The following is a 13768-nucleotide window of genomic DNA, read 5'->3' on the forward strand; positions in this document are numbered from 1 at the left end:
CTATTTCTGAGGATTTCATCGCAGGAACCGCCCATGAAGCGCTTTATCCAAGGTGAATACTGACGACTACGTCAGCGATACCAATCCGGTGAGCGCAGTCGACGTCTTTGTCGACGAAGTCTATCTGGTCAAACGGGGTTTTGAAGGCGTCATACCGGCAGAACTGGCCGGTCTGCTTAGCATCCCGCGATTCTCCTGAAGACCTACATCTACGGCTATCTGAACCGCATTCAGCTGGGCTGAGAAAGCAACCCCACAATACTGCGGCTTTGCCGTAGCACTGTGGGGTTGGTATGACAGCGCCTACACAGTCCCGAAACGCACCTCCACCGACAGGCTGCCCAGGTTATCGCTCAGACCAGCTCCGTAATGTCCGTCCAGGTCGTCATTGATGCACAATTGCAACTCCCCCTGCTGGGCACGCGGCAATTGCGCCTTATTGCCGACCAGGAACGGCACGCCGCTGTTGCCGATACGCCCGATCAGCGCTCCTTCCGGTTGACCGGGCAAGGCATAGCCGGGCTTGGCTATCAACCCTGGGTTGCCCGCCGCGCTGACCATCCCGGTGGCCGGGTTAGCCGTCCACTGCCCACCGGTGCACATCGCCAGTTGCCAGTTCTGCCCGTTGACCTGTACGCCGGTGCCCTGCCAGGCTTGGTTGGCCTGCACCTGCACGGTACGCTTGAGTAGATCGCTGGCGACCACGTCGGCGGCCTGGAGAGTCAGCGCGGTGATGGTCAAGGTCGGGTTGGCGGTGCCGGTGGCGGGGAACACTCCGTCGCCGACCAGGAACAGGTTGGGGTGGTCCCAACTGCGCTGGTCCTTGTCCACCACCGACTTAGTGCGGTCCGAGCCCATGCGGTAGGTGCCCATCAGGTGGCCAGCGCCGAAGAACGCGTAGTTCTGACCGTCGTAGTTGAACACCGTTTGCGAGCCGGGCTCGATCTTAGGGTTCAGGTCGGTCAGTTCAGTGGCGCCCATCAGCTCGGTGATGATATGCGTGGCGGCCAGGCGCGCCTGCTTGAAGCCCTCCTTGGTGTAGTCGGACAGTTCGTAGGTTATCTGTGGCCGAGGCAGGCCCAAGCCGTCGGTGAACTCCATGGTCCTCTCCACCCGGCACAGCGCATTGTCGGGGTCTTTCTCTACCTGCTCGATCAAGAAGCCCAGACGGAACTGGCGGGTCAGCACGCTATTGAGCTGCTGCACCAGCATCTTGCCGGACAGCGCCAGCTTGTTGGGGTTAGCGCCGCCGTTGTTGGTGCCGTCGATGAAATCGCAAACCGAGGTGTAGGGATCGTTCACCGACCAGTTCCAACCCTCGTTGCCGATCTCGATACGCCAGGCGGCACGCTGGCTGCGGAACGGGCCATCGCGCATGTCCTCGATCCCCGAGGTGGACAACGGCCCGCGGAATGGGAACAGCGGCTTGCCTTCGGGCATCAGGCCCCAGGCCAAATACACCGGGTGGTCGGCCAACGCCTGGCCGACTTGGCCGCTGCTGTTGGCGACCCCTTTAGGGCTGTTCGGGCCGATGGAGTTGAGCAGCAGCTTCGGGGTTTCGATCGCGTGGGCGGCGATCACGTAGCGCTTGCCCTGGGCCGTGCCGTTCTGGCGCGGGCCATTGTTCTGGTACTGGATGAAATCGATACCCGTGACCCCATTGCTATCGACCTGCACCTGGCTCGCCACGGCCTGGTAGAGGATGCGCACGTTGCCGGTATCCAGTGCCTTGGCCATGGTCACGGTGGCATCGTACTTAGCTTGGATCGGGCAGATCGGCGTGCAGCTGGTGTTGCCGGCGCACACCCGGCGGCCGTTGTCGCTCTGCGAATTGCGCCCGGCCGGGGTCTGCCGGACGTTGAGGGTGACACCTGGGTACGGCTTGCCATCGGGCGCCTTCTCCGGGCTCTGGTACACCGTGCCCGTGACGTTCTTGCCCAGGCCCTGGTCGACCAACGACATCGGGATGCCGTGCATGCTGTATTCATAGCTCTGCGGGAAGGTCACGCCCAGGTAGGTCTGCGAGGCGACATCGGCGGACACGCCCATCTCCTCCTCGGCGCGGCAGTAGGCGGTCTGCAGATCGTCGTAGCTGATCGGCCAGTCGACCCCGACGTTGTACGCAGTGCGCATGCGAAAGTCGTTGGGCAACAGACGCAGGGCAGTGCCCATCCAGTGCCACATGGTGCCGCCGCCTACCCGCTCGTAGGTGCTGGCGAACAGTTGCGGCCCCTTCTGTACCAAGTAGCTCTTCTGCACCTTGTTCGGGTCGGTGCTGCCGGCAGTGATCAAGTCCTGGATAGTCGCTCGCGGGGCGAACTGCGTGGCCGGGGTTTGCTCGGTCTGCTCCGGTGGGTATGGCGACTCGGGCGACTTGAGCACGGCGGTGTAGAAACGCTCCAGGTATTCGCTGCGGTTAGGCGGAATCGCCGGGCCCGACTCGAGCACCAGCACTTTCAGGCCGGCCAGGCCCAACTGATAGGCCATAACGCTGCCGGCCATGCCGGCGCCCACGACGATCACATCGGCAGTTTCGATGTTCTGGGTTTGTAGATTGTTCATGGCTGCTGCCCTTCCTTGGCGTCGACACCGGTGAATTGCTTGAGGGTCGGTGGCTGCTCGGCCCAGTAGCCGAAATGGTACTGGCTGTAGCCCATGGGGTGGGATTGGGCGATCTTCCACGCCCAGCTTTCCTTGTAGGCCTGGTCGGAGACTACGAGGGTGTCACCCGTGTGGGCGTTGTCTTGATCATAAGGCTGGTACCAACTGCCAAGCAGCCACAGCTTCATGATCGAGCGGGCGCCCTGGGCGATCTGCGGGTTCGAGTTGCCGAGCACGGCGCTGGCGATTTGCGCAGGCTGTTGGCTCTCGATGCTGGCGTACAGATCCAGCAGGTTGCTGAACGCTGCGGTGCCCATGCCTTGCTGGGCAGTGGTGAAGAACAGTGGCGGCAGGTTGATCGGGTCGACGGACGGCGCGAGCAGGTCGGCCGCAAGGCCGGTGAGTACGGCAGACAGGTCGATGAAGTTCTGCAGGTTCGGGTTACTCATGGCATCACTCCTTGGCGCCGGTGGATTGGGCACGTTCAAGCAAGAAGGTGAAATCGGCGAAACTGGTGCGCGGGGACTGGGTCACCCGGGTGGTCGCGTTGTTGTGGCATTCCATGCAGCTTGACGAGGCCTGTGGCGTGGTGCCCTGGTTGAAGGTTTCCAGGGTGGCGTTGGCCAGAAAGGTCGGGGCAGGACTGCCCAGCGGGTTGGTCGGCGACGGCACTTGGCAATCGTTGGCCGGGTCGGTCGGCCACTGGGTGCTGATCAGCTGGTAGTTGGCCCAGACCGTGCCCTTGAGCGCGCCTTGCCACTGCGCGTTGAGCTGGTGGGTCGCGGCGGTGAGCGGGATTTCCCGCACGATCTGCGAGGGTGTGGCTTTCTTCGACGGATCCCACGGCTGCACTGGCGGCTCGTTTACCGGGCGGTCGCTGGCCTGGGCGTCGTAGAATAGGTAGGGACCCTTGCGCTCGTTCATCGGCGTGGTCTTTTCCGGCACGTTGCGCACGTGCTCGAAGCTCGACCATACCCACTGCGGCGAGCTCTGGGTCTTGTGCACGATGTGCAGGCCGACCAGCCCTACCTTCTGCGCGTCACACGACTCGGGGATCACCGCGCCCTTGTTCGGGTCGGCGTTGCCGGGGGTGTAGACCAAGGCGTCGACGGCGTGGAAGTCTTGCGGGTTGTCGTTGTCGCCGAGTACCTTCCAGGCCGACTTGACCATGATCGCGCCGACCTGCTGGGCCTTCTGCGAGCCGCAGGAGAAGGCGATGCGGTTGTCAGCCTTGGTGAAGAAAGCCTGCTGGCCTTCCTTGCTGTAGAGGTCATTGCTGACGATGTCGTCGAACATCGGCTGGTTGATCATGATCGCGTTGCGCGTGTAGGCGCCGTTCTGGTCCACCAGTGGGCCGGTCTTGAACGGCTGGATGAATTCATCGAGCACACCGGCAACCTTGCCCATCTGTTGCAGTACGGGCAGGTCACCCTTGCCTTGGCAGGCGGAGGGTAGCGGCGCCTTCTGGTTCCAGGCGACCGGCTTCTGGCCTTTGGGCAGGAAAACCTCGTAGCTCTCCTTCCACGTCTCCCAAACTGTCTGCCCCGGCGCGCCAATCTTCGCCGAGGTGTTGGCGCTGCCGTCGGCGCTTGCGGGCCAGTTCAGGGCGACGAAGGTCTGCCACGAAAGCACGTCGAAATCGTGTTGCAGGTTGTCCAGAGTAAAGGGGGGGTTGGCGGTGACATCGAAGGGAATCGCAGGTGACAGCACCGGTGGGCTGGCCGCATCGGCCATGACGAGCGCGCTGGTGAAGCTTGCACCCAAACACGCCAACCGCTTCAAGGTTATTATCATTATCGTCTCCTCAGCAGATAAAGCGTCGGGACGATGAGTGCTGGCCCTTCATGGACCGAATGTTCAGCGTTGTCCCTGACGCTAAGCTGCAGGCTAGCCGTTGCGTCAGCCCCCTCATAAATACCTGACTAACGGTAGGGATAAGCAGGGATCGTCGGACAGCGGCAGACGCTCTCTGGTGGCCAAGGTGTTGACGGCAACTGGCGATGTTGAGACGGTGTAGACCATCCTTGGTCATTCCTGCCTTGACCACAGCAAGCCCTGTTTGACTGTCGATTAAGCAACGATTCGTCGGGCATTTGAAGTTGCGTTGTAGTCACGCAGAAGCGCATTTAGTTAGAACTGTTGAACATCGTTGGTTATCTGTTCGGCAGTCATCCGTTACGCCAATGCATCAAGCGTTGCAGCCAGGACGAAGTGACAGCGAAAGCATCACGCAATTCGTAGATCACACAAGCCACACCGTACACATCGGCACTGGCTGACAGCGCAGCGGCGCAGGGCCGATTCGCCAACTCCGTGCGAGCTACCAGCTTCGATGAAACTGTAATTCTGCTTGAGTACGAGGTCGGCAGCCTCGCGTTTGAATTCAGCGGAAAAGGAACGGCGTTGTTTGGTCATCTGACACCTCGATCTGGCGAGCATTCACGCCTAAATGGGTGTCCGGTTTCATTAGACCACTACACATCTACCCTGATGCGGGTCATTGGGGCATCTTTCAGTTTAATTCCGACTTCGTACCCACCGCGCTAACCTTCCTTGCCCGTTAATGCACTAAAGGTGTCGAGAGAGTTCCGCAATGAAAGCCTTCTGGTAATTCAGAAAGACCCTGGGGACGAGATCATTGAACCTCTCGTACCTTAATCAAAGGCTCCGTTGAGTACCTCATAAATTATGCCGGAAGCAATTGCGACAAGTATTAAATCGGTCCCAGCCTGCTGCCATTCGTAGCCGTCGTAATGTGGCAGCCTGCCCAACAACCGGCCATCCAGCTTCTTGGCAATGCCCGGAGGAAGAGGCTTTCCTCTAGCTAGGTTCTTCTGTATCCCAGGTGGCAGTGAATGGTCTGAACTCCAGTAGTCACGGTGGCCGCCAAGCACACCCAATATGCTGCCCCGGTCAATGCTGGGGCCGCGCGCCCAATCACTCCCGCTCGAGCCCTTTCCTTTGTGACCCTGGCTTCCATGTCCTTGGCCGCCTTGGGAGTTGCCTTGTCCATTACCTTGACCCTTTCCATTGCCAGGATCGGCCAAAGTGGTAACTGGGCCTGCGGCCAAAGCAAGGCAGGTAATAGCTACTAGGAGCGAGCGAGGCTTAAGCATGACCGTCTTCTCCGAAAGGGAATACCCCTTGAAATATAGACGGTATTACCGATTTTAGTTCCGTATAACCCATCCACTCGCTGCATCCGGTCACGGAGGGCCATCCCGAGGTAATCTCATGCCCATCCGCCACAGCATCATTCACCAGATCGACAAGAAGCCAGGCGATACACCTGCCGTGCTGCACGTCAGCAGCACCGAACTGGTCGAATCTCAGGTCACTGAAAACCTGCTGCACGACTTCAACGAAGCGTACAGCGCCAAACAGGGCAAAGGCTGGAGCCTGTTCCACCCCGAATCAGGCGCCTACCCTTTCAGAGGCTGGATGAAGGGCTTTTACGATGGCGGCGACTTTATTGAGTTCAGCCTCACCGCTGTCGAGCACCTGACCAGCTTGATGGAAAAATCGAACCTTTCCGTTGGTGGTCACGTCTTGTTCGCGCACTTCCAGCAAGGCCTGACCGACTACATGATTATCGGCCTGCTCCAGCACAGCGAGAGCATCACGGTTAGTACTGACCTCAGTATTAAGCCTTCCAAGCACCTGGATTTCGGCAGCATCAGCCTGGCAGCCCGGATCAATCTTTCGGAATGGAGTAATAACCCAAACTCACGGCAGTACATTTCATTTATCAAAAGTAAAACTGGCACGAAGTCCTCGGAGTACTTCCGCGACTTCATCCGCTACAAGGACTACGGCCTGCCAACTCAGCTCATTTATCAGCTCAAGCGCGCATCTGCCTAGAGCCTACCGACACGCCCAGAGGGGCATCAGGCCCGGGGTGATGTCATTTCATGATTACCTGAACCTCATAACCTTTACCTGTAGGCCAAATATCCCGAACTACCTCAATGGTTCCTGTGCCTGCCGCAGCGGTTAAGGGCTGGCCGAGAACTATGGCTTTTTTAATGCTGTTCGGGAGTGGGGCTCCGAGGGCTTCAAGGGAGAGTTTTTCCGAAGCCTTACCCAGTGCACTAATTGACATGCCCACAGACTTCACCTGATTGAAGTTGAGAACCAGCTTTACCTGATCGACAGTTGAGTCACTGCCTGTCGCATAAAACGCAAGATTGTTAGCCATCGGAGAACCACTCCCGATGTCCTTGTAGTTGCTTGCGCAACCAGACGTACCGTCACCATAGTCGGTCCATTTCCGCCCTTTCAGGTCCAAATTGCTCAGAAATGCACAGACCGACTCCGGAGCTGTTTGCTTTAAGTCAGCAAGGCAAGATGCCGAGAAAAGTAATACCAGAGGTGCAGCAAATACTTTGAGCATCTTTCAAACTCCATTCTGATCAAGGGCTACTCCGGCTCCATGCCGGGCGAACACAAATACCCCACTTCAACGAATCACGCCATCCGGTGAGGATCTTTCATACCTATTACATACGGAAGCATTTGCAGCGGCATTGAAGCCGCTGGCACACCCTGGATCAAGCGTCACAGTATGGGGGCAGGATTACGAATGAAATTACTTACGCGCTTAAAGCTGAGGGCTTTGATGGCAGTGAAGACGGTACAGGGCGTGAGCAGCCGATTGCTACCGCTTACGCGGTGCCGGGAAGCTATACAGGGACTGCACAGCGTCACTCGATGCGTGCAGTCCTCCACCTGCGTTACTGACCCCATCTCAAGTTCGACGCCTAACTCCTCGGGATTGGGAAATCGCGGTATCGGAGCTGGATACCACAGTATTTTTGATTCCGGCCGGGTTTGGCGGGCGAAGTGAAGAACCGGGACGAGCGCCTGATGATTCTCAACACTGTGGCCAAGTCAGTCATTGAGAACCATCGAGGCCAGCACAAGCAGTACGCCTTCCCTTTCGGCAAGCCAGACGGCGATGGTAACGAAACAATGGTTCACCGCATGAATGACTCAATCTGGAAGAAAGCACGAGTGAGGGCGGCAAACTCTGGCAGGAGGAAAACCTTCGCCCCGCTCACCCCGGCTATCTGTCTATCAGGATTCACGATTTGAAACACACGTTTGGTCGGGGCCTTCGGGCGGCGAGTGTTACCGAAATAGAAGTCACGCAAAAGTCACGCACATGAAAAAGGCCAATGCGGTAAACATTAGCCTAAGTCATTGAATAATATGGTCGGGGCGGAGTGATTCGAACACTCGACCCCTAGCACCCCACGTTCGATCTTATATCACTTTAAGTCATTGTAATTAAAGAATAAATATCTTAATCAAGGATGGCAAAGTTAACGGTTTTTCGTGCATTAGCAAACGATAAATCGAGGCCTCCCGGGTAGGTTTTGCGCAGATTTTGGTATGCATCCACCCTATTCTTTATTTCCAGATACTCAGAACTGGCAGTGCCGGGTGATCGTCTGCATTCGGCCAAAAGCAGGCATTGCGAACGCAGATGCTAAACGTCCTTTCTGATACGCGCGAACACCTCATCACATGCTTCTCTCCAAGCCAGCATTGCGCCATTCTTTCGAAGCTTCTCTAACCCGGCGGAAGTGAACGTACCAGGTGTTGCAATACTACCGCCAAGAACTTCCATGCTGACGTGAGGTTGGTGCCGTGCACTGGTCAGACAATCCTGCATATTGCCCATCACCAACTGTGCTGCCTGCTCATGAGAGAGGCCCTTCCCGGTAAACCACTCCTGAAGATCGCCGAGGAAGAAATAAAACCAGCCGTTCATGCACGCCGCCACAGTGGCGAGCTCAAACGCGTCCTCTTGGTCGATCACGATCAGTGACCCAAGGGCGCCGAGCAAGCTCTCATGAGGCTGGCCGCCTGGGGTCACGACAACTGTTGATTGGTTAATCTGAGCTGCATAGGACAGCATCGCCCGGACGTGCCGCGCTTTAGGAAAGTTGTGTTCCAATTCGCTGATACTCATACCCGCTACGAGCGAAACCAGCGTCTGTTCGGGCTTGAGTCGTACCTCATTGGCAAGTTGCTCAACAGCATCAGGTCGGACGCCCAGAAATAGCAGGTCGCAGTCATCGACCACACTTTGGTTGTTCTGAGCAATCTCACAGGCCCAGAGCCTGCCTAGCTCTCGGGCACGGTCATTATTGCGCGGTGAAAGCAAAATCCTCCCGGAGAATCCGCTTCGGCGCAAGCCAATCACGACCTTCTCCGTCAGTTCGCCGACACCCAGAACTCCAATGTTCAGCACTCTGCCTTCTCCTGTATTAAGCAAATAGAGAGTGTCTCATGATAACTGGAGGGCAGCCTGTCCCGAAGTGCCAATCGACCCAAAGCCTCCATCCTTGGCGAATCATGACCCACTGCCCAGAGCACTTGGACAATTTTAACCCTCTGCCGCTGAATGCATCAGCTGTCCAACATGGATGGATTCGACATCACCTTCACTGGGTTCCGCCTCGAAAGAAGCGTAACAGGTTGATATGTAGCCATCGTAGTCAGCGCCCGCAGGCTGTGTGCTCGGGCACGAAGGGCTGCTTCCGGCTAAAAGCGGCCCTTCGTAAATAGATGCTTAAGACCCATAACATATCTAGAGAAAGGGTATTGGACCTGCTGGCTTTCAAGCTTATCTGACGCGAAACTGCATTAGTACGAACTCACGCCGAGAGATAATCATCCACACATTTAACCGTGCCGTACCCAAATTCAAACGCGGCCATCATCGCTGCATGCACTTGAGCGGCTGGCACGTTAACGCCATTGAATTTGAGATCCAGGGTGGCGCAAGCGTCATGCAGCACCGTAACCGGATAACCCATGTCCGCCGCAGCACGTACGACGGCGTCGATACACATGTGGCTCATTGCACCTACCACCACGATATCTTGAACATCGAAAGCATCCAGCTGCTTTTTGAGGTCAGTGTCTCTGAAGGCGTTAATGTGCTTTTTAACAATCACAGGTTCTTCATCCTCAGGGGCTACCGCTGGCTGAATTTGCGCGCCTTTAGATCCCTTTACGAAGATTGGGGCATCAGCATTATCTGATTCGTGCCGTATGTGAAAAACGGGAATACCTGTATTCCGCGCATGGTCCATGACCCGTCGAGCATTCGCCACAGCCGCCTCGATGCCGCTCAAAGGCAATTTACCAGTGGCCAGGTATTCGTTTTGCAGATCAACTACTACAAGACCTTGTTTCATGAGCGATCTCCGATCAAATCAAAGTGATGTTGCACTGAGGGCTGAGATTGCTGGTAGGTAAGAAACCTGCCCGCTACCACGGCCCAATACGGTTTAAATCAGTACTTCAGCGAAGCGCCGTCTTCCGGTATATCAACGCGACTCTCGATACCTTGTTTCTTGACGTAATTGCGCAACTCTTCACGGGTCAGGGACATATGGTTAACCGCGTCCATGTGCACTGCGACAATTTTTGCGCCTTTGGCGGTCTGTGCGGCACGCAGGACGTCCTCCTCACCCATAATGATCGCCCCCTCGAACCCCGTCATTTTTGCTTTCCCTGCGTTCAGGACGATGACTTCAGGGTGATATTTATCGATGGTCTGGTCGACCTCTTTGCGCCAGATGGTGTCGCCGGCGAGGTATAGAGACTTATAGCCTGGCGCTTGAAACACCACACCCATGGCTTCGCCCAGCGGTTTTGCGAGGGCTGGTACGGCATACATTTCGTCGGTGCCATGCTGACCACCGGTTTTGGTGATTTTGACGCCGCCGAATTCAGCTTCGTCAGTCAGTACACGTACATTTTTGAAACCCTGGGAACGAATCAGCTGTGCATCGTCTTCGTGTTGAGTGAACAGCGGGATGTCTTTAGGTAGCGCTTTTTGTGCCGCATCATCCCAGTGATCAAGGTGTGTATGCGTGACGATGACTGCGTCGACACCCGAGATAACCTTGTCAGGGGATTCGGGTAGATCGACCAGCGGATTGCGAAGGTTGCTTCGGTAGGTATTTTCAAACCCGGGGTAAGCCCCTTTTTTAGCCAACATTGGATCGATCAAGAACGTGGTGTCACCGTAAGTGATTTTTACCGTGGCATTGCGAACCTGCTGCAGATCCACTTTGTGGGAGGCCTCAGGTGCCTGGGGGTTATTGGTATCCGCGAACGCCGCTGTAGCGACTGCACCGCAGGCAATGCCAAGGGCGAGAGGAAGCGCTATAAATTTCATGGAATTAATCCTGTTGGTACATCAAGGAGACCATTCTGGGCTAGCGCCTTAGAGCCCAACAGTGGCCCGAATGACATAATTCGATATAATCGGGCCAGATAATCTGTATTGTAAGGGAGGGACAAGGGTATTTGGGGCTTCCCTTGGAGTGAAAAAATCCGCGTGAGCGGCCCTCCCATTCCTGTGTGTGACAGACAGTGGGCCAATACAGGATCAATTTGAGGCAGCCTGATGGAAGCCATACGTGTTGCAGTTCTAGCATTCAACGGCGTGAGCCTTTTTCACCTTTCTGTTCCTGGCATTGTATTGGGAACTGCTCAAACCGCGCCGGGTGAACCTGAATACGAGGTCAATTTCTGCGCAGAGGTGCCGGGTATGCTGAGCAGTGACCAGGGCATTGGGCTGTCTGTAACCCACGGCCTAGAACTGATGGAAGCAAGTGACGTAATTGTCATTCCCGCGTGGAGTGATTCGTCGGTCGCCGCATCTGCACAGCTTGTGAAGGCGCTGCAACTCGCCCACTCCAAAGACAAGTTGATCGTCGGGTTATGCCTCGGGGCATTTGTGCTCGGCGATGCCGGGCTGCTTGACGGGAAAGAGGCGACGACTCACTGGATGGCACGCGACGAATTCGCGCGGCGTTTTCCAGAGGTCAGTTTTCGGCCTGAAGTACTCTATGTCAGTGACGGCAACATCATGACCTCCGCTGGAACCGTGGCAGCAATTGATTGTTGCCTGCATCTGGTACGCCAGCGTCTAGGAGCTGATGTAGCCAATCGCACCGCCAAATTGCTGGTGACACCACCACACAGGCAGGGGGGCCAGGCTCAATACGTAGAACACCCTGTACCGCACCTCTCCAGCGAAACTCATTTGTCTGATGTATTGGCGTGGGCTCGCATGAATCTGGCCAGCCATCTGTCGCTAGATGTCCTGGCTGAAATCGCAAAAATGAGCAGGCGCACCTTTACCCGTCGGTTCAAGGAGGCCACTGGCACTACCGTATCCAAATGGTTAAACGCGGAACGTGTGGTCAGAGCGCAGGAACTACTCGAGACGACCGAGTTATCGATTGAATACATCGCGGGTGATGTAGGATTTGGGACGTCCCTTTCCTTAAGACAACATTTCGCAGCTCATCTAGGTACATCGCCATCTGACTATCGGAAAATGTTTTGTCTTGGAATGAATCCAAAGAATGAGTCGCCCCAAGTTTCGTAGAAACCTTTGAGCGACTGCTCATGGCCGATTGTGGTCTGGTACGAATGACTGCAATTGGCCGATTCTGTTGAAAAAGGCGGATTTTCAGTTCGCCTGAACTCAGGCACGACTACCACCGGAGAGCCTACTCACAACATTGAGTGGTTTCTCGGCCCTTCGTTGACCTTTACTCCTCTGTTATTGGGTTAATTTGAGGTTTTTTGCCTAGTGCAGGCGCAACTATCCCGTGGCAGGTGGCCCTTGAGATGTAAATTTGGCCAGTCGACGCAGGTTCTGCACCGCAGCCGCCAACGTGAACTCATCGGTCGCGCCACTCATGCCACGTAGTCGCAAGCGATCCAGTTTCAGGATGCGTTTGAGATGGGCAAACAACATTTCGACCTTCTTACGTTCATGGCGAGAGCGCTGATACGCTGGCGTCGTCGCGATGCGAGCGATTTTGCGGAACGCCGTGTTCGGGCAGCACTTGGCTTTCATCGGACAGGCTACGCAGTCGCTCTGCCTGGATCGGAAGATGATCGTGTTGGCTTTGGTGACGTGTGAACGCTCGCTTTTGAAGGCTCGCCATTCGCTGCGCAATGCGTTGCCGGTCGGACAGCGGTATTCCTCAGCCTCTTCATTCCAGCGGAAATCATTGCTCGAGAAGCTGTCGTTCTTGCGCTCGGTTTTGTCCCACACCGGCACATGCGGTTCGATGTCTTTTTCCTCCACCATCCAAGCCAGCATCGGCGCGGTTCCGTAAGCGGTGTCGTCGATGAGGCGTTCCGGCTTGATGTCGAACTGCTCTTCGACACGATCAACCATTGTTTTGGTGCTCTCGACCTCGGCCGTTCGATGAGCTGGTGTGGGTTCCACATCCACGATGACGCCGTGTTCGGTATCGATCAGATAGTTGGTGGAGTAGGCGAAGAACGCTGGGCCTCCAGGAGCGGCGGTCCAGCGGGCTTGAGGATCAGTCAGTGACAGGCGCTTCGGTAGCGTTTCGGCTAGAGCCTCTTCATCGAGTGCCTCAAGGTACTCACGCACTGCGCGGGTGCTAAGGGACGGATCGCTCCAGTTGACCGGTTCATCGCCCGGTACGCCGCGCTGACGACTGGCATCCGCCTTGATGATGCTGGCGTCCACGGCAAAGCCTTCGTCCTTGACCAGACCTGCGTCCATGCAGCGCCGCAGTACTTCATTAAACAACCAGCGAAACAGATCGCTGTCCCGAAAACGGCCATGTCGTTTTTTGGAAAACGTCGAGTGATTGGGGACTTCATCTTCAAGGCTTAACCGGCAGAACCAACGATACGCCAGGTTCAAATGGGCCTCTTCGCACAACCGTCGCTCTGAGCGAATGCCGTAGCAATAACCCACGATCAGCATGCGGATCATCAGTTCAGGATCAATCGACGGACGCCCAATCGGGCTGTAGAAATCGGCGAGGTAATGGCGCAGATCGCTCAGATCGAGACATCGATCAATGCTGCGAAGAAGGTGATTGGCTGGGATGTGATCTTCAAGGTTGAACGAGTAAAACAGTCGATCCTGCCCACTCGATAACTGTCCCATCATGCTGTGTGATCCCTCGCCGGCCAATGAAGCGATTTTGCCGCAGGCCAGACAAGGGAGCTACTTTTTCAACAGAATCGGCCAAAAGAAGACGTTCGCAAAGCCGTGGAAGCACGCTTGTTAAATCCTTACACTTGAAGCCAGCTACAACAGCGTATCCACCCAACCGCCCCAAAGAGCTTAAAATCTGCG

General features: G+C 56.2%; 10 protein-coding genes and 5 pseudogenes. 5 read left to right on the plus strand and 10 right to left on the minus strand.

Annotation, left to right across the window (positions count from 1 at the left end):
• Positions 1 to 33: 33 nt before the first annotated feature.
• Positions 34 to 234, plus strand: a pseudogene (locus U5A05_RS15250) (IS5/IS1182 family transposase); the annotation flags it as partial.
• A gap of 69 nt (positions 235 to 303) precedes the next feature.
• Here the strand turns inward: U5A05_RS15250 and U5A05_RS15255 are convergent.
• From U5A05_RS15255 to U5A05_RS15265, 3 genes are read right to left on the minus strand one after another with little or no spacing between them, the layout of a single operon-like run.
• Complete coding sequence (locus U5A05_RS15255; protein WP_321833742.1) at positions 304 to 2562, minus strand: GMC family oxidoreductase; 2259 nt, start codon at positions 2560 to 2562, stop codon at positions 304 to 306.
• The gene (locus U5A05_RS15260) at positions 2559 to 3050 is read right to left on the minus strand and encodes a sorbitol dehydrogenase (protein ID WP_321833743.1); all 492 of its coding nucleotides are present in this window, start codon (positions 3048 to 3050) and stop codon (positions 2559 to 2561) included. The genes U5A05_RS15255 and U5A05_RS15260 overlap by 4 nt, the downstream gene beginning before the upstream one ends.
• Positions 3051 to 3054: 4 nt before the next feature.
• Entirely contained in the window at positions 3055 to 4395 is a 1341-nt protein-coding gene (locus U5A05_RS15265; protein ID WP_261738729.1) for a cytochrome C, read from the minus strand.
• 142 nt (positions 4396 to 4537) lie between these two features.
• Here U5A05_RS15265 and U5A05_RS15270 point away from each other — a divergent pair.
• Positions 4538 to 4675, plus strand: a pseudogene (locus U5A05_RS15270) (site-specific integrase); the annotation flags it as partial.
• A gap of 212 nt (positions 4676 to 4887) precedes the next feature.
• Here the strand turns inward: U5A05_RS15270 and U5A05_RS15275 are convergent.
• Both U5A05_RS15275 and U5A05_RS15280 read right to left on the minus strand, forming a co-directional pair.
• Positions 4888 to 5016: pseudogene (locus U5A05_RS15275) on the minus strand (transposase); the annotation flags it as partial.
• Between the two features lie 239 nt (positions 5017 to 5255).
• Positions 5256 to 5717, minus strand: a complete 462-nt coding sequence (locus tag U5A05_RS15280) for an anti-virulence regulator CigR family protein (RefSeq protein WP_261738730.1) — start codon at positions 5715 to 5717, stop codon at positions 5256 to 5258.
• 118 nt (positions 5718 to 5835) lie between these two features.
• On the opposite strand from U5A05_RS15280, the pseudogene U5A05_RS15285 reads away from it, so the two are divergent.
• Positions 5836 to 6399, plus strand: a pseudogene (locus U5A05_RS15285) (nucleoid-associated protein); the annotation flags it as partial.
• 106 nt (positions 6400 to 6505) lie between these two features.
• On the opposite strand, the gene U5A05_RS15290 reads toward U5A05_RS15285, so the two are convergent.
• Complete coding sequence (locus U5A05_RS15290) at positions 6506 to 6994, minus strand: hypothetical protein (RefSeq protein ID WP_321833745.1); 489 nt, start codon at positions 6992 to 6994, stop codon at positions 6506 to 6508.
• Positions 6995 to 7373: 379 nt separating this feature from the next.
• Between U5A05_RS15290 and U5A05_RS15295 the strand changes: the two are divergent.
• Positions 7374 to 7739: pseudogene (locus U5A05_RS15295) on the plus strand (tyrosine-type recombinase/integrase); the annotation flags it as partial.
• Positions 7740 to 8092: 353 nt separating this feature from the next.
• On the opposite strand, the gene U5A05_RS15300 reads toward U5A05_RS15295, so the two are convergent.
• The 3 genes from U5A05_RS15300 to U5A05_RS15310 form a co-directional block, all read right to left on the minus strand.
• A complete protein-coding gene (locus U5A05_RS15300; protein WP_321833746.1) occupies positions 8093 to 8860 on the minus strand; it encodes an NAD(P)-binding domain-containing protein in 768 nt (255 codons plus the stop codon).
• A gap of 406 nt (positions 8861 to 9266) precedes the next feature.
• Positions 9267 to 9812: a cysteine hydrolase family protein gene (locus U5A05_RS15305; protein WP_321833747.1), complete on the minus strand. Its 546-nt coding sequence runs from the start codon at positions 9810 to 9812 to the stop codon at positions 9267 to 9269.
• Positions 9813 to 9910: 98 nt separating this feature from the next.
• Complete coding sequence (locus U5A05_RS15310) at positions 9911 to 10801, minus strand: MBL fold metallo-hydrolase (protein WP_321833749.1); 891 nt, start codon at positions 10799 to 10801, stop codon at positions 9911 to 9913.
• 231 nt (positions 10802 to 11032) lie between these two features.
• On the opposite strand from U5A05_RS15310, the gene U5A05_RS15315 reads away from it, so the two are divergent.
• A complete protein-coding gene (locus U5A05_RS15315) occupies positions 11033 to 12022 on the plus strand; it encodes a GlxA family transcriptional regulator (protein ID WP_261738735.1) in 990 nt (329 codons plus the stop codon).
• A gap of 219 nt (positions 12023 to 12241) precedes the next feature.
• On the opposite strand, the gene U5A05_RS15320 is transcribed toward U5A05_RS15315, so the two are convergent.
• The gene (locus U5A05_RS15320; protein WP_321833751.1) at positions 12242 to 13579 is read right to left on the minus strand and encodes an IS1182 family transposase; all 1338 of its coding nucleotides are present in this window, start codon (positions 13577 to 13579) and stop codon (positions 12242 to 12244) included.
• Positions 13580 to 13768 lie beyond the last annotated feature (189 nt).

The organism is Pseudomonas kulmbachensis (assembly GCF_963681935.1).
GTDB lineage: Bacteria > Pseudomonadota > Gammaproteobacteria > Pseudomonadales > Pseudomonadaceae > Aquipseudomonas > Aquipseudomonas kulmbachensis.